This is a genomic window from Tropicibacter naphthalenivorans (assembly GCF_900176475.1).
Lineage (GTDB): Bacteria > Pseudomonadota > Alphaproteobacteria > Rhodobacterales > Rhodobacteraceae > Tropicibacter > Tropicibacter naphthalenivorans.
In genome coordinates this window covers 628,518-646,845 of record NZ_FWXX01000002.1, presented here as the reverse complement: position 1 = coordinate 646,845, position 18,328 = coordinate 628,518, and the positions used below count along the sequence as shown (strand labels likewise).

The window sequence follows — 18,328 nt, the reverse complement described above, 5'->3', positions numbered from 1 at the left end:
TGACCGTGACATCCGGGTTCTGAGGGTCGGCTTTCTGCACTGCGGCACCTTTTCTCTGTCGGCGCAGAATACGCGCGATGCAGCATATGACAAGGCAGGCAAAGGTCGCGTTAACGTTTTGTGGCGCCAAAAACGCGAAAATCCCCCGCCGGTGAGGGCAGGGGCCGTGCGTGACGTTGGGGCAGTTAGCCTTCGACGCGGGTCAGATCGGCGGTCTGAAGGCAGATGTGGCGGATTCGGCTGAGCAAATTCAAGCGGTTGCGGCGCACCACCTGGTTGTCGCTGTTGACCTGCACCGCCTCAAAGAACGCGTCGATCGGCGCGCGCAGGGCGGCCATCGCCTCCATTGCGGCGGCGTAATCTTCGGCCTTCATGGCGGGGGTGATCTGTGCCTCGGCGGCGTCGAGGGCGGCAAAAAGCGCCTTTTCCGCGTCTTCCTCGGCGAATTTCACATCCGCGCCGTAGGAATATTCGACCCCGTCCTTTTCCTCGGCCTGCGTGAGGATGTTGTTGGCGCGCTTGAAGCCCTGAAGCAGGTTGACCCCGTCGTCGGTCTTCATAAAGGCCGACAGCGCCTCGGCGCGGCTGACCAGCAGGCGGAAGTCGTCGGCCCCGTCCATGGTCAGGCAAGCGTCGATCACGTCATGGCGGATGCCCGCGTCGCGCAGGTGCACCTTGAGACGGTCGTGGAAGAAGGCGAGCAGATCGGTGCTGAGGTCGGGGACCAGATCGCCCACGGTGCGCAGCACCTCTTGAGGTTTCTCCTCGGTCAGCTTGTCCAGCAGGGTGCGGACCGCGCCGCCAAAGACGCCGTGCTCGGCGATCTCGTCCAGCAGGTCGTCCAGCACGCCGACGCCGTCCTGATCGGCTTTGACGTGCTTTTCGTGGCGCACCAGCTGCGCGTCGACAAAGCGGTCAAGGTGCATCCGCAGATCGTTGGCCAGCACCAGACGGATCACCCCCAGCGCGGCGCGGCGCAGGGCGTAGGGGTCTTTGGACCCTGTGGGCTTTTCGTCGATGGCCCAGAACCCGGTAAGCGTGTCGATCTTGTCCGCCAGTGCCACGGCGACAGACACAGGCGCGGTCGGCACGTCATCGGACGGGCCAAGCGGCGAGTAATGTTCCTGACACGCGGCAGCCACGTCCGCCGGAAGCCCGGCGGCCTCGGCATAATACCGCCCCATAAGCCCTTGAAGTTCGGGGAATTCATAGACCATCTCAGAGCTGAGGTCGGCCTTGGCCACCAGCGCGGCAAGATAGGCCTGATCGGGCTCGGCGCCGACCACCGGGGCAATCTCGCGCGCGAGGTCCGCAATGCGCTGGATGCGCGCCTGCTGGCTGCCCAGCTTGTTGTGGAAGGTCACGTTGCCAAGACGCTCGGTCCACGCCGTCAGGCCCTCATCCTTGGCCACGCGCAGGTCGTTTTCCCAGAAGAACTTGGCGTCGGACAGACGCGCCGCCAGCACCTTTTGGTTGCCCGCAAGGATCGTCGCGCCGTGATCGGCGGTCTCGCGGTTGGCGACGGTGATGAATTTCTCGATCCGGCCGGTTTTCGGGTTTTTCACCGAAAAGAATTTCTGGTGCTCTTTCATCGAGGTTTGCAGCACCTCGGGCGGCAGGCCAAGGAAATCCTCGCCAATGTCGCCCATCAGCGTGACGGGCCATTCCACCAGACCCGCGACTTCGCGCAAAAGGCCAGCGTCTTCAACCACTTCCAGCCCCTGGGCAAAGGCCATGTTGGTGGCGTCGTGCCAGATCGTCTCGGCCCGCTCAGAGGCGTTCAGGACGACCTTGGCGGCTTTAAGACGCGCCTCGTAATCCTCGAAGGAGGTCACTTCGAAACGGCCATCACCCATGAAACGGTGGCCTTCGGTGCTTTGGCCAGCCTTGATGCCGTCGATGTCCAGATCGACCACGGTTGCGCCGTATTCATCGGTCAAAAGGCAGATGATCGAGTGCAGCGGACGCACCCAGCGCAGCGACCCCGCGCCCCAGCGCATGGATTTCGGCCAGGGGAAGTTCCGCACGGTCTTGTCCAGCACCTCGGCGATGATCTCGGCGGCGGGGCGACCGGGGGTCACGACGGTGGCGTAGTAGAACGCGCCCTTTTTCTCCTCGCGCTCTTCGAGCTGATCGCGGGTGACACCGGCCCCGCGCATGAACCCCTCCAGGGCTTTTTCGGGCGCGCCGACTTTCGGCCCGCGGCGCTCTTCGCGCAAAGTCGGGCTTTTGCTGGTCAGCCCCTCAAGGGTCAGCGCCAGACGGCGGGGCGTGGAAAAGGCCGCGGCCCCGGCGTAGGTCAGGCCCGCCTCGACCAAACCATCGGTCACCAGTTTCTTGAGGTCCTCGGCGGCCTTGGCTTGCATCCGGGCCGGGATTTCTTCGGAAAATAGTTCGATCAAGAGGTCGGGCATCGTCTCACCAAAGCAGGCGCCCGCGGGTGAGCGCGGGCGGTTTCTTTTGCAGGTGATTACCGGGGCAGGGGCCGGGGGGCAAGCGATTAAGGCTATGAACCCATCAAGCGGTGGCTTGGCGCAGCTTGCCTTGCGCTTTGAGTTTCGCGCGGTGGGCGAGGGTCATCACATCGCGGCCCGCGCGGCGGGGCACAATGCGGTAGGCGGCCTCGACAAAGTTCTCGACGGCAAAGCCGATCAGCCCGAGGGCCACAACGCCCAAAAGGATGCGCCCATAGGCGACCGAGCGGATTTCGCCCAAGGCCTCGCCCACGCCGCCCGCCTGCGCGGGATCGGTGCGCCATGCGGCGATCAGGATGAGCGTGCCGATGATGGTGACCACCGCGCCCTCGGCGATGCAGCCGAACTTCATCACCGGGTCCAGCTTGCGGGCGGTGGGGGTGACGCGGATGTGGTCCTTGTACGTCTCAGCGTAGCCTTTGTAGGCGTAGTAAATCCCGGCGCCGACGGTCGCGATCCCCACCAGACCCACAAGGACCGGACCATAGGGCAGGGCCATCAGCTTTTGCGTGGCGCTTTGCGTGCCGCCGCCCGAGGCGCTGCCGCCTATGGCTGTGGTGGCGACGGACAGGCCGATCGTCGCGTGAATCAGCCCGGTGATGACCAGACCTGCACGGGCCAGCATCCCCTTGACGTCGTGGCCGTAGTCCTCGAGGTCCATAAACGCGTCGATCAAGCGCCACGCGGTATAGGCCCACAGCCCGACGGCGATGGCCCAGAGCGCAGCAAAGCCCCAAGGCATGGCGCGCAGATCCGCGAGCGCGTCGGTGGTGCCCTGGGCCGGGTTGCCCTGAACAGCGGCAAGCAACGCCAGCCCCCCGACAACGGTGTAAACGACGCCGCGCGCGCTGTATCCGGCGCGCATGACGGGGACGACCCAAGCGGGGGCTTTGTCGGACATGGCTGAACTCCTCGTGGTTAAAAGGACAGCGTTTGAATGGGCGGTTTGGTTCCCTGAGGCGCGCGCGCAAAAGCAAAAGCGCGCCCCGAGGTCTGGGACGCGCTTTGCGATTATTGTTCTGTGCCAGAGCCTTGGGGGCAGCACTTAACGTTCCGGGCAATCCTCGCCCAAGGGCGAGCCGTCATAGGCCTTGTCGCCGCATTCGTTGATTTCCTGCCAGATATAGCCGCGCCCGTCCTCGGTGATGGCGACCACGCGGTCGATGCCGAACTCGATGTTGCGCTGGCCGGTAAAGACCACGGCCTTGTCCGCCTCGATGGCGTCGCCCGCGGCCTGCGCGTCAAAGCATTCAAACCACGCCGGAGAAATGCGCGGCACCGCGCGCTCGTACATCTCAAAGGTTTCGGTCAACATCGCCAGCGACTGCGTCGTGGTGAAACAGGCGCGATAGGCAAGGGGCGAGCTTTCGCGGTCAATCGCCTGAAAATCGCTGTAAGCGATCACCTCGGGCGCGCCGCCGCCCACCGGGGTCAGCATCACGTCGGTGGTGCCGTTGCCCTCGATCTGGGAATAAAACGCATAGACTTGGGTGTAATAGACCCCAAAGCCCACGGCAAAGGCGCTGATGATGGTAAAGGCCATCAGGATCTTGCCCATCCTCACGCGGCAAATCCCCCGGCTTCGGTCTGCACAAAGGCGTCGGCGCACATCTTGGCCAGCGCGCGCACGCGGCCGATATAGGCCTGACGTTCGGTGACAGAGATCACCCCGCGCGCGTCGAGTAGGTTGAACATGTGGCTGGCCTTGATGCACTGGTCATAGGCCGGGTGGGCCATGATGATGCGGTTGCCGGTCTTGGGGTCGATGTGCTCCTGCGACAGGATCGCGGCGCACTCTGCCTCTGCCTCTTCAAAGTGGCGCAGCAGCACCTCGGTATTGGCCACGTCAAAGTTCCAACGGCTGTATTCCTGCTCGGTCTGCTTGAAGACGTCGCCGTATTTCAGCGCGATGGGCGCGTCGGGATCGTTGAAGGGCATGTCCATCACGTGATCGACGCCCAGCACGTACATCGCCAGACGCTCCAGACCATAGGTCAGCTCGCCGGACACCGGATGGCAGTCATGCCCGCCGACCTGCTGGAAATAGGTGAACTGCGACACTTCCATGCCGTCACACCAGACTTCCCAGCCCAGCCCCCAAGCGCCCAGCGTCGGGCTTTCCCAGTCGTCCTCGACGAAACGCACGTCGTGCAGCTCCATGTCGATGCCGATCGCTGCGAGCGAGCCAAGATACAGCTCTTGCAGGTTGGGCGGGCTGGGTTTGATCAGCACCTGATACTGGTAATAATGCTGCAAGCGGTTGGGGTTTTCGCCATAGCGGCCATCGGTCGGACGGCGCGAGGGCTGCACATAGGCGGCCGCCCATGCCTTGGTCCCCAAGGCGCGCAAGGTCGTGGCCGGGTGGAACGTGCCCGCGCCGACTTCCATGTCGTAAGGTTGCAGGATCGCACATCCTTTTGTCGCCCAGTAGGTCTGAAGGCGCAGGATGATCTCCTGAAAACTGCGCGGTTTCGCCAGTGCTTCGGCCATGGTCGCGGGCTCCCCTGTCAAATCATGCGTCTGATTAGGGTTTGCGGGCGGCGTGGTCAACGGATTGTGGCGGGATTGTGAGGGGTTTATCGGGCAAATTGCGCGTGCAACGCGTTAATCTTCTGATAAGAATGCCTCAATGATCAGGATAACCTTCTGCCCCAGAGGTCGAAAGCAGGAATGAAACAAAAAGTATTTGCCCTTACCACCGCATTGTTTTTCGCTCAGGGCGCCTTTGCCCAAGAGGATTTGGTTTACATTCAGGTCGAGGCGCGCACCAGCCTGTCCGGCGCGCAGCAAAGCGTGCAGAATTACGCGCAAGCCGTGCAGGACGTGAACGGCTTTTCGCTGGGTGGGGGCTGGTATGGCGTGGCCATCGGTCCTTATACGCGCGAACGGGCGCAAGAGGTCTTGGGGCAGCTTTTGGCGGATCGCGCGATCCCGGCGGACAGCTATATTGAGCCCGCGCAGGCCTATGGGCAGCAGTTCTTCCCGGTTGGCGCACAGGCTGATCGCCCCGCCGCCGCCCCGGTCGAACAGGCCGAAGCTGCGCCCGTGCCCGCAGAGCCTGTGGTGGTAGAACAGCCCGAACCTGTGGCCGCACCTGTCGTAGAGGCCGCGCCCGAGCCCGAGCCCGAGGAAACCGTCCGCGAGGCCCGCGCGTCTGAGCGACAGCTGAACCGCGCCGAACGCGATGCCTTGCAGATCGCGCTGAAATGGGCGGGCTTTTATCAGGCGCGCATCGACGGTGCGTTTGGCCCCGGCACCCGCCGCTCCATGGCCGCGTGGCAAGAGGCGAACGGCCATGAGGCCACCGGCGTGTTGACCACCCGCCAGCGCGCGCAGCTGTTGGCGCAGTATAACGCGGTGCTGGACGGGATGGACCTGTCGCTTGTCGCTGATGCGCGGTCCGGCATCTCGATGGAGCTGCCCTTGGGCGCGGTCAAGTTCGACCGTTACGAGGCGCCTTTTGCGCTGTTCAACCCGACGGGCATGGTCGAGGGCGCGCAGGTCTTGTTGATCTCGCAGCCCGGCGACCGCAGCACCATGAACGGCCTCTATGAGATCATGCAGACCCTGCGCATCGTCCCGGTCGAGGGCGCGCGCGAACGCCGCGGCGATGGCTTTACCCTGACCGGCGCGAACGACCGCATCGTCTCTCACACAGAGGTGTCCTTGCGCAATGGCGAGATCAAGGGCTTTACGCTGGTCTGGCCCGCGAACGACGAAGAGCGCCGCAGCCGTATTCTGGACGCGATGCAGGCGAGCTTTGAGCGCACGAACGGCGTGCTGGACCCAGCCGCCGTTACCGACGAGGGGCAGGCGGTTGATCTGGTGTCCGGCCTTGAAGTGCGCACGCCGAAACTGAACGCCTCGGGCTTCTTTGTGGAATCGCGCGGCACGGTGCTGACCTCCGCCGAGGCGGTGGCGCAATGCGACCGCGTCACGCTGAACGGCGTTTACGAGGCGCGCGTCATGGCGACCGAGCCGACGCTGGGCGTGGCCGTGCTGACCCCCGAAGAGCGCATCGCGCCGCGCGGGGTTGCGCAGTTCCTGTCCGACGTGCCGCGCATCCAGTCCGAGGTGGCCGTGGCGGGCTATAGCTTTGGCGGCGTGCTGACCGCGCCGACCATGACCTTTGGCACGCTCGAAGACGTCAAGGGATTGGGCGGCGAAGACCGTCTGACGCGTCTGGCGCTGGCGTCCTTGCCCGGCGATACGGGTGGCCCGGTGTTCGACGCGGGCGGCTCTGTCATGGGGATGCTCTTGCCGCGCCAAGACCCGGCGGGGCGTCAGTTGCCCGATCAGGTGAGCTTTGCCGCGTCGGGGCGGATGGTGCTGAACTGGCTGCGCGACAACGGCATCCAGCCGGTCGCGCGCGCCACCAATGGCGTGATGGACCCCGAAGACCTGACGGCCCTCGCATCCGACATGACCGTTCTGGTGAGTTGTTGGGAGTAAAACCCTGACCGAGCCCTTTGGGCTCGGCAAACTTTCTGGGGGAAAGTTTGTGGGTTTTACGGGCGGAGCCCTCCTGACCGAGCCCTAAGGCGCGGCAAACTTTCCGGGGGAAAGTTTGTGGGTTTTACGGGCGGAGCCCTCCTGACCGCACAGATTACAATTAACAATGAAAAAGGCCCCATCCTCGGACGGGGCCTTTTTTGATGCGCGGGGGCTAGGAGCGCCCCACCGCGCCATTACGTCAGGATTTCATAGGGGTAGAAATCAAAGTAATCCTGATCCGACACCCGGATCGCCGATTGCAGCCCGTTGGTGCTGGTCAAGCCTTCCAAAATGATGGTCTGGCCGTTGAACGACAGCTCGACCCCCGCAGCGGTCACCGACGCGGTTTCAAAAATCTCGCGCCGGGTCATGCCATCGGCCAGGTTGCCCGACACGATCAGCAGGTCTTCTTCGACGGCGAAATCGTCGATGATGTCGGTGAAGGCCGCGGGCGTGAAGTCGAACAGGAACTTGTCCGCGCCGTCGCCGCCGTGCATCGTGTCGTTGCCGTTAAAGCCCATCAGCACGTCATTGTCGCCGCCGCCATTGAGGTAATCGTCCCCATGACCGCCATCGAGCGTGTCATTGTGGCGGTTGCCCATAAGCGAGTCGTTGCCGTCATTGCCCAGGATCAGATCGTTCCACGTGCCGCCCTTGACCGTGTCGTTCAGCGACCCGCCAAGGATGGTGTCATAGCCGCCGCGGCCATAGATCATGTTGTCGGCATAGCCTGCGCGGATCAGGTCGGCGTGGCGGCCACCGTCCAGCTCACCGGCGCTGTTGAGCGTGTCCATGCCGTCGCCGCCGCGCAGCGTGTTGTTGGTGCCGCCCGCGTCCGCAAGGATGTCGTCGCCGTCGCCGCCCAGCAGCAGGTCGTCGCCAAGGAAGGTCGTCAGGCTGTCATTGCCCGGACCGCCATCCAGCGTGTCATTGCCCGCGAAACCGCCGTCGATCGTGTCGTCGCCGCCTTCGCCGCTGAGCGCGTCATCGCCAAAGGTGCCAAGCAGGTCGTTGTCGCCGGACAGATCTACGGGCGGCGTGTAGGGCGCGCCGTTCATGGTGTCGGTGGCCGCCAGCATGTCGCCAAAGTCATAGGTGCCATTCAGCACCTCTTGCAGGGTCGGCCCCTCCCCGCCGGTAAAGACGGTGCGGGTGGACAGGTACGACCCGTCGCTCTGCTCAAAGGAGTACAGCAGCGAGGTGGCCTGCTGCGACAGGTTGAGCGTGGTGGACGCAGTGGGGGACTGCGCAGTCAGCGCGGTCACGGTTGCCTCTAGCCCGCCCACGGAAATCGCCACGACCACGCCGCCAAGGCGGTCCAGCGCGGGGCCACCAAAAGGATCGGGAATGGCGACAGCGGCCAGCGGGTTGATCTGCTCGACGCTGCCCGGCTGGCCGACGATGGCGTAGGTTTCGGCGGTGGCGGGATCGACGGGTGTGACAACGGACCCAGCGACGAGGCTGGCATCGGTAAGGACGGTCATTAAGGGCTTCTCCAGAAAATACGTGCGGATTCTCTGCCGGAGTTGCCCCTTGGTCAACAGTTTGTTGGGGTGGGTAAGGAAATCCTGACCATTTTGTCAGGGGCGCGCGCAGCCTTGGGTTGCAGAGAGCGTCTTGGTTAATTCAAGGCCCGTGCCCGCGTGGCGTTGGGCAAAAGAAAACGGGGGCACAGCGGCCCCCGTTCCCTAATCTTGCGATCGCTTGAAGGGCGCTTAGTTGCGCTCTTTGTCGACCATTTTGCCGGCAGAGATCCACGGCATCATGCCGCGCAGCTTGGCGCCGGTTTCTTCGATCATGTGCTCGTCGTTTGCACGGCGCGACGCCTTGAGGGTCGGCTGGCCAACGGAGTTCTCGAGCATGAAGTCGCGCACGAATTTGCCCTGCTGAATGTCGGTCAGGACCTCTTTCATGGCTTTCTTGGTCTGCTCGTAGGGCAGGATGCGCGGGCCGGTGACGTACTGGCCGTACTCTGCGGTGTTCGAGATCGAGTAGTCCATGTTGGCGATGCCGCCTTCGTAGATCAGGTCCACGATCAGCTTCACTTCGTGCAGGCACTCAAAGTAGGCCATCTCGGGCGCGTAACCGGCTTCGACCAGGGTCTCAAAGCCGCAACGGATCAGTTCGACCAGACCGCCGCACAGAACAGCCTGCTCGCCGAACAGGTCGGTTTCGCACTCTTCGCGGAAGTTGGTTTCGATGATGCCCGAGCGGCCACCGCCGATGGCGGCACAGTAGGACAGGCCGATGTCCAGCGCTTTGCCGGTCGCGTCGGTGTCGACAGCCACGAGGCAGGGCACGCCGCCGCCTTTGGTGTACTCACCGCGCACGGTGTGGCCGGGGCCTTTGGGGGCCATCATGATGACGTCGACGCCTTCTTTCGGCTCGATCAGGCCGAAGTGCACGTTCAGGCCGTGGGCAAAGGCGATGGCCGAGCCCGGCTTGATGTGGTCGTGGACGTATTTTTTGTAGGTCTCTGCCTGAAGTTCGTCGGGCATGGTGAACATGATGACGTCGCACCATGCGGCCGCTTCGGAGATGCCCATGACCTGAAGGCCTTCGGCTTCGCATTTCTTGGCCGAGGCGGAGCCTTCGCGCAGGGCGACGGCCACGTTTTTCGCGCCGCTGTCGCGCAGGTTCAGCGCGTGGGCGTGGCCCTGCGAGCCGTAGCCGAGGATGGCGACTTTTTTGTCTTTGATCAGGTTCACATCGCAATCGCGATCGTAATAGACGCGCATGGCGGTCTCCTTCGCTTGGGGCACCGATGGGTGCTGTTGTTCTGCGGCGCACCATAGCGGGGGACGGGTGAGTGTGTTTGCGTTTTTTGGATATTTATAAAGAGAAGAAGATAAAGTATTCGCGTAAATGTGAGAAAGTGGGGAAATCATGCTTGATGATACGGACCGGCGGATTCTACGGCACTATCAGGCGGACCCGGAGGTGCCGTTGTCCGAATTGGCAGAGCGGGCGGGGGTGACCGGGTCGACCCTGACGCGGCGGCTGGAGCGGTTGCGCGAGGCGGGTGTGCTGCGCGGGGTGCGCGGGGTGATCCATTGGCCGGCCCTGGGCTATGAGGTTGAGGTGTCCCTGCGCGTGACCTTGGACAAGACGCAGCCGCGCGCCTTTGACGAGTTTATCGCGGCGGCGCGCGAGGTGCCCGAGGTTTTGGAGATCCAGACCTTTCTGGGGCAGGTGGACGTGCGGCTGAGCGTGATTGCGCGGGACATGCCGCATTACCAGCGGATTTACCGCGAGCGTCTGCTGACCTTGCCGCATATCGCCGACATCGAAGGCTTGATGCACGTCGCACGCCTGAAGGCAGAGGAGACCTTGCCGCTATGATTGATCTGGACGAGACGGACCGCGCCTTGGTGCGGGCCCTGGCCGAGGATGCCACCGCCAGTGCGGGGGCCTTGGGGCGTGCCTTGGGCCTGTCGCAGCCCGCCTGCTGGCGGCGGATCAAGCGGTTGCGCGAGGCGGGGGTGTTTCGCGGCGCGCAGGTGGAACTGGACGTGCAGGCCTTGGGCTTTGGCGTGACGGTGTTCCTGGGGGTCAAGCTGGCGGCCAAGGGGCGCGCGGGGGTCGAGGATTTCGAGCGCGCGGTGCAGGCCATCCCCGAGGTGCAAACGGTCGAGCATGTCTTGGGTGCCTATGACTATCGCCTGCGGGTGGTGGCGCGGGACATTTCGGATTTCGAGCGGGTGCTGCGGCGGCGGGTGATGACGCTGCCGGGGGTGGGCAACCTGGATGCCAATGTGCTGCTGTCGGAGGAACGCAGGCCCGGCCCGTTGGGTTAGGCGTCAGGCGACGCGGCGTAGGGCGCGGGCCTCGAAGCCGCGCAGCGACAGGCGCGAGGTGGGCGCGCCATCGTCGTAGTGGGCCAGCTCTGGGAAGATCGCGGTGATCTCATCGCGGGCGGTGTCATCCACGTGGCGCAGGGTTTGCGGGCCGGGAAAGAGCGATTCCGACGCGCAGCATTCGGCAAAAACGATCTCATGCGTGTCAAAGAGAAAGTGGTAATACTCGATGGTCTCGCAGGGCACGATGCGGATCGTGTCGTCGTTGACCAAGTGCTTGGCGGCCACGAGGACTTCGGACTGACCAAAGAGCAGCTCGGCCTGCGCGCCGCGCACCATCATCCGGTGGTTCTGCGAGATGCGCAGGTCGCGGATATTGCCAAGCACACCCGCCTTGATGCGCACGGGGGCGTGCACGCCGGTGCCCGGAAACTTGCGCGCGCCAATCCAGCGGATCGGCTGGGGGCCATTGTCGAGGGTGGTGACGAGGTCTCCGACACGCAAGGTTTCGATATAACGCGGGCCGTCCGGGGTTTCGATCAGGGTGCCGCGGGCAAAGCAGATCGGGATGATCTCATTGATTTCGCTGGAAAAGGCACCGTCTGCGACTTCGCCCGTGTCAATCGTGCCGTTCTGGTTATAGTCGATGTCCTGAAAGGTCGGCGTCTCGATCGGGTTCACGCCGCTTTCGATCAGCTCGACCAGATCGACGCCCGCCACCATGACCAGATCGCTAAGCGCTGGGGCAGAGGCGTCGGTCGAGGTCAGCTCGGCGGCGTCAAAGCGCAAATACGCATCGCCCATGCCCGCGCGCCCGTCGGGGATGTCCGCGCCGGTGCCCGTGCCGCTGTAGTCATAGGTGAACTTTGGCACCTCGGCATAGTAGTCGGCGGCATTGTCATAGACGATGATCTGGGTGATGACCGAGGCGTCGGTGAGGATGCCATTTGCGTCCACGTCATCCACGACGATGGCGATAATATCGTCATCCTCGAAGACGGCGGTGCCGTCGTGGATCATCAACTCTCCGCCGTTGGACGCGTTCGTGTTGGAACGCGACTCGCCGAGAACGCTGAACCCATTGATAAACAGGGTCGTGCTGGCCATGTGGCTTTTGGTCTGCTCTGCTCGGGCGGCGGCAGGTCTGATGCCCGCTTTATGCCGCAATTTAACCAGATTTTTACCAATTTGTTTTCGGCGATAAAGGGTTAACTTGGGTTGCCTGTGCGGAAACTCGCGGAAAGCGTGCAAAAGCGCCACGCTGCCGGACGCGGGGATGCGTCCAAATGGGTTTTGCCTTTGGGCGCGGGGGCGGCTACCTGTGGTGGCAACGCAGCAAGGAGGGTGTCATGCCTGCACTTTTGGACAATATCGACCCGAACGGCCTCGAGGAATTCTCGGTCGTGTTTACGGACCGCTCGCTGAACCATATGTCGGCGGCGTTTCAGCAGGTGATGCGCGACATCTCTGGGATGCTGAAGGACGTCTATAACGCTGATGCGGTGGCGGTGGTGCCCGGTGGTGGCACCTATGGGATGGAGGCTGTGGCACGGCAGTTTGGCCATGGGGCCAAGGTGCTTGTGGTGCGTAACGGCTGGTTCTCGTTCCGCTGGTCGCAGATTTTCGACGCCGGGGCCTTTGCCGACGAGACCACGGTGATGAAGGCGCGCCAGACCGGGAACGCGCCGGACGCGCCCTTTGCGCCCGCGCCCATCGAAGAGGTCGAGGCCAAGATCGCCGAGGTCAAGCCAGACATCGTGTTCGCGCCGCATGTGGAAACCTCGGCGGGGGTGATCTTGCCGGACGAGTATATCACCCGCATGGCGGCGGCGGCCCATGAGGTGGGCGCGCTGATGGTGCTGGACTGCATCGCCTCGGGCTGCGTGTGGGTCGACATGAAGGCGACCGGCGTCGATGTGCTGATCTCTGCGCCGCAAAAGGGGTGGTCCGCGACGCCCTGCGCGGGGTTGGTGATGATGTCCGAGCGGGCCTTGGCCCGGATGGAAGAGACCACCTCTGACAGCTTTGCCGTGGACCTCAAGAAGTGGCACCAGATCATGCTGGCCTATGAGAACGGCGGTCACGCCTATCACGCGACCATGCCGACGGACAGCCTGCGCGCCTTCCGCGATACCATGGCCGAGACCCGCGATTACGGGTTCGAGCGGCTGAAAGAGGCGCAGTGGAAGCTGGGCAACGCCGTGCGCGAGATGTTCGCTGCCAAGGGAGTGAAATCCGTTGCGGCAGAGGGCTTTGGCGCGCCGGGGGTCGTGGTGAGCTATGCGCCGTCGACCGAGGTGCAGACCGGCAAGGCCTTTGCCGAGCGGGGGATGCAGATCGCGGCGGGGGTGCCCTTGGCCTGTGATGAGCCTGAGGGGTTTTCGACCTTCCGGATTGGCTTGTTCGGCTTGGATAAGCTGTATGACGTGGACGCCACGGTGGCGCGTCTCAAGCGCGTTGTGGACGAGGTGATCTGAGCGCAGCGGGGAGGGCGCTGCCCTCCCCACACCCCACCCGGGATATTTTCAAAGAGAAGAAGGGGGCGGGCGTCAGCTGCCCGCGCCGAGGCCGAGGCGCATGAGGTTGGTGCGCACCGGTTTGAGGCTGTAGAGGGCGTCAAGCCCTTTGGCCCGAAGGTCGCGCAGGGTTGGCGCGGACATCATCGAGATTTTGTTGAGCGTGGTGATGCCCGCGACGCGCGCCCGGATGTCGGTGATCCGGCGGCGGTGGTAGGCATCCAGCATGGCTTGGTCGCCGAGGGTGTCCGGGCTGGCCTTGGCGAGGTCCAGAAGGGTTGTGATGTCGCGCAGGCTCATGTTCAGGCCTTGGGCGCCGATGGGCGGGACGACGTGGGCCGCTTCGGCCACGAGGGCGAGGCGCTGGGCGGTCAGGTGCTCTGCCTCTTGGGCGATGATCGGCCAGATGGTGCGGCGCGAGGCGAGGGTTAGCGGGCCGAAGAGGTGGCAGGAGCGCTCTGACATGGCGTCCTGGAAGGCGTCGTCGGGCAGGGCGAAGAGCGCCTCGGCCTTTGGCCCTTCTTCCATCCAGACGATGGCCGAGGAGGGGCGGCCGTTGAAATCGGGCAGGGGGACCAGCGTGAACGGCCCGCCGGTGCGGTGGATTTCGGTTGAGACATTGCCGTGCGGGATCGGGTGGGTGACGGCGAAGGCCAGCGCCTTTTGCCCGAAGCGGGTGGTTTTGACGCCGATGCCTGCTGCCTGCCGCATGGGCGAGGCGCGTCCGTCGGCGGCGATCACCAGCTTGCAGCGCACGCGGGTGCCGTCGGACAGGCCCACGCGGGCCTCTGCCTGACGGGTAAAGAGGCTGGTGGTGGCGGTGCCGGGGCGGAAGTCGACATTGGCCAACTCGCCCAGCCGCGCGGTCATTTCGCGCCGCAGCAGCCAGTTGGGCAGGTTCCAGCCAAAGGGTTTGTCGGACAGGTCGCTGGACTGGAAGTCCTTGATAACGCGGGGTTCTGGCACTTCGCCGCCCGCGTCCACGATGCGCATCACATCCAGCGGCATGGCATGATCGGCCAGCCGCGCCCACAGGCCGGTTTCCTCTAGAAACGCCTGCGCCGGTTGCAAAAAAGCGGTGGTGCGCAGGTCGGCGCCCTCGGCCTCTCGGTCCGTGACGGGGGGGCTTGGGTCGACGCAAAGCACGCGAAACCCGGCGGAAGCAAAGGCGGCGGTGGCGGTCAAACCCGCGATGCCGCCGCCCGAGATGACGATGTCATGGTCCATGGTCTTTCTCCTTGCTGCCTATGTAGGGCGCAAGGGAGGAAAAGACCATGCGGCTTACTTGCCGAAGGTGATCAGGATCAGCACCGTGTACATCACCGGCACGCAGGCCAGCGCGGTCATGGCAAGGCCCGGCAGACCCCAGGTTGCGGTGGCAAGGGCCACCCACGCGAGGAACAGCGCGACAAAGGTCAGGATGCCAGCGGTGCCCGACAGAAAGCTTGCGGTTTCCGTGTTGCCCTGCGCGGCAGCTTCGTTCATCGACATATTCGGAACTCCTTATTTGATGTCGATGCAGGAGATAACGGCATGTGCCAAATGCGACAGGTGCGAAATGTCGCATCCTTAAGGTATATTATCGTAAAAGCCGGTTTTCTTGAGGAATGGTTACCCTAAGCCTCGGAGACTGCGACAAAACTATGCAGGTGGGGTTAGCCCAGCAGCCGTTTGAGGAAGTCGTTCAGATTGTCCGTATGGTGGTGGATGTGGTCGCCGTCGTGGGCGTCGGGGCCCACCAGAACCGTGCGCATTCCCATGGCGTGGGGCGCGGCAAGGTTGCGTGGGTCGTCTTCGAACATGGCGGCTTCGCCGGGGCTAAGGCCGTCCATGGCAAAGACCTGCTCAAAGGCGGCGCGGTCGGGCTTTGGCATGTAATCGGCGTGCTCGACGCCGTAAATCGCGTCAAAGGCAGCCTCTAGACCGCGGGCGCGCAGCACTTGGGCCGCATAGGGCGCGCTGCCGTTGGTGTAGACGATCTTGCGGCCGGGGAGGGCCTGGATCAGCTCGGACAGGTGCGGATCGGGGTCGAGCGCGGCAAAGTCGATGTCGTGCACATCCACCAGATAGTCATCCGGGTCGATGTCATGATGGCGCATGAGGCCCGCCAAGGTGGTGCCGTAGCGCTGCCAATAGTCGCGCCGCAGCCCGTCGGCCTGCGCCCGGCTTGCCCCGGCCACGCGCATCACATAGTCGGTCATCTTTGTTTCGATTTGGTCAAAAAGTCGCGCCGCAGGCGGGTACAGCGTGTTGTCGAGGTCAAAGACCCAGGCTCGGACGTGGGAAAAGTTACGTTTTGGCATGATCTGCTTGCTAAAGCCTTTCAGGGGGTGAGGCAATTGGCCTGACTTGCGGTTAACATATCCCGCCGTGTAATCTTTGCCGACCCAACGAGGAGACGCGCGATGAACCAAGTCCGATCGCAAAACACGGACGCTTATTCCCTGATTCTGGAGGCAATCGACTCTGGGGTCTATCGTCCGGGCGACCGGTTGGTCGAAAGTGAGCTGGCAGAGCGGTTTGGCGTCTCGCGCACGCCTATTCGCGAGGCGTTGCAACGGTTGGAGACGCAGTCGCTGCTGTCGCGGGATGGGCGGTCGCTGATCGTCTCGTCGCTGGATCACAACCAGATGGCGGAGCTTTACGCCGTGCGCACCGAGCTGGAGGGGCTGGCGGCCCGTCTTGCGGCGCGTCACGCCACCGAGGAAGAGGTGCAGGTGCTGCGCGAGATGGTGGTCGAGGACAAGGCGTTGCTGGGCGATTCCGCGGCGCTGGCCCGCGCGAACCGGCGGTTTCACAAGATGATCCACCTGGCCTCGCACAACCGGTTCCTGGTGCAGCAGCTTGATCTGGTCCACCGCTCCATGGCGTTGATGGCGACCACGTCGCTGGCGGCGCAGGGGCGGGGCGAAGTGGCCTTGGCCGAGCATCAGGCGATTGTCGATGCCATTGGCCGCCGCGATGAGGACGCCGCCTACAAGGCGCTGCGCGATCATATCTCGGTGGCCTTCGTGACCCGGCTCAAGCTGGACGCGCAAGACAAATACGGCAGCTGATCAGCCTTTGAAATCAGGCGGCAGATCCGCGTGCGGGGTGTCCGGCGCGGAGTGGCCGTGCTGTGTCTTGTCCCAGTAAAACGGGTTGGTCAGGGTTTCCCACAGCGCCTTGTACATGGCCATCGTGCCCAGTGGGAAATAGGCAAAGAGCGTCGGCACCCAGACAAAAAGCGTACTGTGCGGGGTGCGGGCCACGGCGGACAGGCCGATCAGCAGGCTTGTCCCCTCGGCGGAGAGGAAGATCCCCGTCAGCCAAAGCATCATGGTGCGATCAAGATAGCTGTCCAGCGGATGCGGCAAGCCGGCGAGGATCAGCCAAAAAGACCACAGGATCGGTGCGAGGGTGAATTGCAGCAGGGTCGTGAGAAACAGCATCTGCACGCCCAAAAAGCGGCGCGCGCCCAAGTCCCTGAACAAGGCGATGGGGCGGCGGCTGTGCACCCACCAGGTGATGGCATACCCCTTGAGCCAGCGGGAGCGTTGCTTGATCCACGGCCACATGCGGTTGTTGGCCTCTTCGCGGGTGACGGTGGCGACCAATTCAGTCTGGTAGCCGTGGCGCGCCAGCCGGATGCCAAGGTCGGCGTCCTCTGTGACATTGTGGGCGTCCCAGCCGCGCACCCGCTGTAGCACGTCACGCCGGAAAAACACTGTTGTACCGCCCAAGGGCACCGCAAATCCCATTTTCGCGAGGCCCGGTAACAGGATGCGAAACCAACTGGCGTATTCGATGGAAAAACACCGCGAAAGCCAGTTGGCCCGCGGATTGTAGAAATCCAAGATGCCCTGCACACAGCCGACCTGCGCCGGGGCGTGTTCGAAATGGGCCACCACCCGTTCGATCTGGTCCGGGGCGGGGGCATCTTCGGCGTCGTAAATGCCGATAATGTCGCCGCGTGTGAAATTGAACGCATAGTTCAGCGCGCGCGGTTTGGTCGTCACATCGCCGGGGGGCACGGTGACCACGCGCATCCACGGCGGCAAATTGGTGCGCGATAGAGTCTCGCGCGTGGTGTCGTCCATGGCTTCGAGCACAAGGATCACTTCGAGGCGGGATTTGGGATAGCTTAATCTCGATAATCGACGCACGAGCGTGCGTGCGATATTCTCCTCTTTGTAAAGGGGGACAAGGATCGAGACGGCGGGGGGCACCTGCGGCAAGGGCACCGACGCGGGCCGATCCTGCCGCCGAGAGGCCCAAAGCGCGGCCAGTTTCATGCCCTGCGCGATCAGCAAGGACGCCAGGGCCAAGATCAGCGCCCCGGCGAAAAACAGTTGCGGTGCGGCCCCCAGCAGGGCGACGCCCGCCAAGCCGCCAAGCGCGGCAATCTTGCGGGTGCGGCCGGTGGTCCTGTTCAGATCGCGACAGCTTTCCTCGGCGGGCAGCGATGTTTCGGCGATCCGCGCCAGAGCCGCGCCATGGCGATCAGCGATTTCATCGTGAATATCGGCCTCTAGCGCCAAGGCCATGGTCATCGAACCAAAATCGTCCGGCAACAGCGGCACCACATCGTCAAACGTTTCTGGCCGGGCCATCGCCAGCACCACCGTTTGCCCCAAGCGCATCCACGGCAGCACGCCATGGGCAAGGCAAAATTCCGGCGGTAGCAGGCCAACCACATCGGGGTCGGGCGGGGTGTCCTCGCGGCGCAGGAACATCACGCCGTAGTGCTCGGATTGGGCGCGGATCACCTCTTCGCGACTGGCCAGCGCCTCTGCCTCGATCACGCGGGCGACGGGTTGGGCGATGCGGGCCGCCTCGGCCAAAGCCCCGACCATCACGCGCGGTGCAACGATACCTTGCTCGATCAGCAGATGGCTGATTGGCTGACCGCGTTTGGAACTGGCCTGAGCCAGAGCGGGATTTGCGGTGGTCGGTCGATGCGATGACATAACGGGTCCCTCAGAACGTGGACCCGTTGTCGCATTCAGATAATTAATAAGTGGTAAACCATTGCTTTTATCGCAAAATGTTAACCGCTTTTCAGAGC

16 protein-coding genes are annotated in these 18,328 nt (G+C 63.7%); 5 read left to right on the top strand and 11 right to left on the bottom strand.

The annotated features are described in order from the left end of the window. Window positions 1-185 precede the first annotated feature (185 nt). From glyS to B9A11_RS07335, 4 genes are all read right to left on the bottom strand, one after another. Window positions 186-2,414, bottom strand: a complete 2,229-nt coding sequence (gene glyS / locus B9A11_RS07350; RefSeq protein WP_058246552.1) for a glycine--tRNA ligase subunit beta — start codon at window positions 2,412-2,414, stop codon at window positions 186-188. 103 nt (window positions 2,415-2,517) lie between these two features. Continuing rightward, on the bottom strand, window positions 2,518-3,375 hold the full coding sequence (locus tag B9A11_RS07345; protein ID WP_058246553.1) for a DUF1206 domain-containing protein: 858 nt from the start codon (window positions 3,373-3,375) through the stop codon (window positions 2,518-2,520). Window positions 3,376-3,519: 144 nt separating this feature from the next. Next, window positions 3,520-4,032 (bottom strand): DUF6446 family protein, encoded by a 513-nt coding sequence (locus tag B9A11_RS07340; RefSeq protein ID WP_058246554.1) that lies wholly within the window; start codon window positions 4,030-4,032, stop codon window positions 3,520-3,522. A gap of 2 nt (window positions 4,033-4,034) precedes the next feature. Further along, window positions 4,035-4,964 carry a glycine--tRNA ligase subunit alpha gene (locus tag B9A11_RS07335; RefSeq protein WP_058246555.1) on the bottom strand — a complete coding sequence of 310 codons (930 nt, stop codon included), beginning with the start codon at window positions 4,962-4,964 and terminating at the stop codon, window positions 4,035-4,037. Window positions 4,965-5,144: 180 nt separating this feature from the next. Between B9A11_RS07335 and B9A11_RS07330 the strand changes: the two genes are divergently transcribed. After that, a complete protein-coding gene (locus B9A11_RS07330) occupies window positions 5,145-6,926 on the top strand; it encodes a trypsin-like peptidase domain-containing protein (protein WP_058246556.1) in 1,782 nt (593 codons plus the stop codon). A 236-nt stretch (window positions 6,927-7,162) separates the two neighbouring features. Here the strand turns inward: B9A11_RS07330 and B9A11_RS07325 are convergent, their stop codons facing one another. Further along, window positions 7,163-8,452, bottom strand: a complete 1,290-nt coding sequence (locus tag B9A11_RS07325; RefSeq protein ID WP_058246557.1) for a calcium-binding protein — start codon at window positions 8,450-8,452, stop codon at window positions 7,163-7,165. Window positions 8,453-8,683: 231 nt separating this feature from the next. Beyond that, the gene (gene ilvC / locus B9A11_RS07320) at window positions 8,684-9,706 is read right to left on the bottom strand and encodes a ketol-acid reductoisomerase (RefSeq protein WP_058246558.1); all 1,023 of its coding nucleotides are present in this window, start codon (window positions 9,704-9,706) and stop codon (window positions 8,684-8,686) included. Between the two features lie 148 nt (window positions 9,707-9,854). On the opposite strand from ilvC, the gene B9A11_RS07315 reads away from it, so the two are divergent. Continuing rightward, window positions 9,855-10,310 (top strand): Lrp/AsnC family transcriptional regulator, encoded by a 456-nt coding sequence (locus B9A11_RS07315; protein ID WP_058246559.1) that lies wholly within the window; start codon window positions 9,855-9,857, stop codon window positions 10,308-10,310. Beyond that, complete coding sequence (locus tag B9A11_RS07310) at window positions 10,307-10,765, top strand: Lrp/AsnC family transcriptional regulator (RefSeq protein WP_058246560.1); 459 nt, start codon at window positions 10,307-10,309, stop codon at window positions 10,763-10,765. The genes B9A11_RS07315 and B9A11_RS07310 overlap by 4 nt, the downstream gene beginning before the upstream one ends. Before the next feature lie 3 nt (window positions 10,766-10,768). Here B9A11_RS07310 and B9A11_RS07305 read toward each other — a convergent pair whose 3' ends face one another. Beyond that, on the bottom strand, window positions 10,769-11,872 hold the full coding sequence (locus B9A11_RS07305) for a Hint domain-containing protein (RefSeq protein ID WP_058246561.1): 1,104 nt from the start codon (window positions 11,870-11,872) through the stop codon (window positions 10,769-10,771). A gap of 242 nt (window positions 11,873-12,114) precedes the next feature. Between B9A11_RS07305 and B9A11_RS07300 the strand changes: the two genes are divergently transcribed. After that, on the top strand, window positions 12,115-13,242 hold the full coding sequence (locus B9A11_RS07300; RefSeq protein ID WP_058247105.1) for an aminotransferase class V-fold PLP-dependent enzyme: 1,128 nt from the start codon (window positions 12,115-12,117) through the stop codon (window positions 13,240-13,242). Between the two features lie 72 nt (window positions 13,243-13,314). Here B9A11_RS07300 and B9A11_RS07295 read toward each other — a convergent pair whose 3' ends face one another. From B9A11_RS07295 to B9A11_RS07285, 3 genes are all read right to left on the bottom strand, one after another. Then, window positions 13,315-14,508: a UbiH/UbiF family hydroxylase gene (locus B9A11_RS07295; RefSeq protein ID WP_058246562.1), complete on the bottom strand. Its 1,194-nt coding sequence runs from the start codon at window positions 14,506-14,508 to the stop codon at window positions 13,315-13,317. Between the two features lie 54 nt (window positions 14,509-14,562). Continuing rightward, the gene (locus B9A11_RS07290) at window positions 14,563-14,772 is read right to left on the bottom strand and encodes a hypothetical protein (protein ID WP_058246563.1); all 210 of its coding nucleotides are present in this window, start codon (window positions 14,770-14,772) and stop codon (window positions 14,563-14,565) included. Window positions 14,773-14,936: 164 nt separating this feature from the next. Beyond that, the gene (locus B9A11_RS07285; protein WP_058246564.1) at window positions 14,937-15,584 is read right to left on the bottom strand and encodes a pyrimidine 5'-nucleotidase; all 648 of its coding nucleotides are present in this window, start codon (window positions 15,582-15,584) and stop codon (window positions 14,937-14,939) included. Window positions 15,585-15,686: 102 nt separating this feature from the next. On the opposite strand from B9A11_RS07285, the gene B9A11_RS07280 reads away from it, so the two are divergent. Then, a complete protein-coding gene (locus B9A11_RS07280) occupies window positions 15,687-16,337 on the top strand; it encodes a GntR family transcriptional regulator (protein ID WP_058246565.1) in 651 nt (216 codons plus the stop codon). On the opposite strand, the gene B9A11_RS07275 is transcribed toward B9A11_RS07280, so the two are convergent. Beyond that, complete coding sequence (locus B9A11_RS07275) at window positions 16,338-18,230, bottom strand: glycosyltransferase (protein ID WP_234988754.1); 1,893 nt, start codon at window positions 18,228-18,230, stop codon at window positions 16,338-16,340. Window positions 18,231-18,328: the final 98 nt, after the last annotated feature.

Coding starts and splice junctions, on each gene's coding strand:
- glyS (WP_058246552.1), bottom strand. CDS start 2,414: ATGCCCGACCTCTTGATCGAACTATTTTCCGAAGAAATCCCGGCCCGG.
- B9A11_RS07345 (WP_058246553.1), bottom strand. CDS start 3,375: ATGTCCGACAAAGCCCCCGCTTGGGTCGTCCCCGTCATGCGCGCCGGA.
- B9A11_RS07340 (WP_058246554.1), bottom strand. CDS start 4,032: ATGGGCAAGATCCTGATGGCCTTTACCATCATCAGCGCCTTTGCCGTG.
- B9A11_RS07335 (WP_058246555.1), bottom strand. CDS start 4,964: ATGGCCGAAGCACTGGCGAAACCGCGCAGTTTTCAGGAGATCATCCTG.
- B9A11_RS07330 (WP_058246556.1), top strand. CDS start 5,145: ATGAAACAAAAAGTATTTGCCCTTACCACCGCATTGTTTTTCGCTCAG.
- B9A11_RS07325 (WP_058246557.1), bottom strand. CDS start 8,452: ATGACCGTCCTTACCGATGCCAGCCTCGTCGCTGGGTCCGTTGTCACA.
- ilvC (WP_058246558.1), bottom strand. CDS start 9,706: ATGCGCGTCTATTACGATCGCGATTGCGATGTGAACCTGATCAAAGAC.
- B9A11_RS07315 (WP_058246559.1), top strand. CDS start 9,855: ATGCTTGATGATACGGACCGGCGGATTCTACGGCACTATCAGGCGGAC.
- B9A11_RS07310 (WP_058246560.1), top strand. CDS start 10,307: ATGATTGATCTGGACGAGACGGACCGCGCCTTGGTGCGGGCCCTGGCC.
- B9A11_RS07305 (WP_058246561.1), bottom strand. CDS start 11,872: ATGGCCAGCACGACCCTGTTTATCAATGGGTTCAGCGTTCTCGGCGAG.
- B9A11_RS07300 (WP_058247105.1), top strand. CDS start 12,115: ATGCCTGCACTTTTGGACAATATCGACCCGAACGGCCTCGAGGAATTC.
- B9A11_RS07295 (WP_058246562.1), bottom strand. CDS start 14,508: ATGGACCATGACATCGTCATCTCGGGCGGCGGCATCGCGGGTTTGACC.
- B9A11_RS07290 (WP_058246563.1), bottom strand. CDS start 14,772: ATGTCGATGAACGAAGCTGCCGCGCAGGGCAACACGGAAACCGCAAGC.
- B9A11_RS07285 (WP_058246564.1), bottom strand. CDS start 15,584: ATGCCAAAACGTAACTTTTCCCACGTCCGAGCCTGGGTCTTTGACCTC.
- B9A11_RS07280 (WP_058246565.1), top strand. CDS start 15,687: ATGAACCAAGTCCGATCGCAAAACACGGACGCTTATTCCCTGATTCTG.
- B9A11_RS07275 (WP_234988754.1), bottom strand. CDS start 18,230: ATGTCATCGCATCGACCGACCACCGCAAATCCCGCTCTGGCTCAGGCC.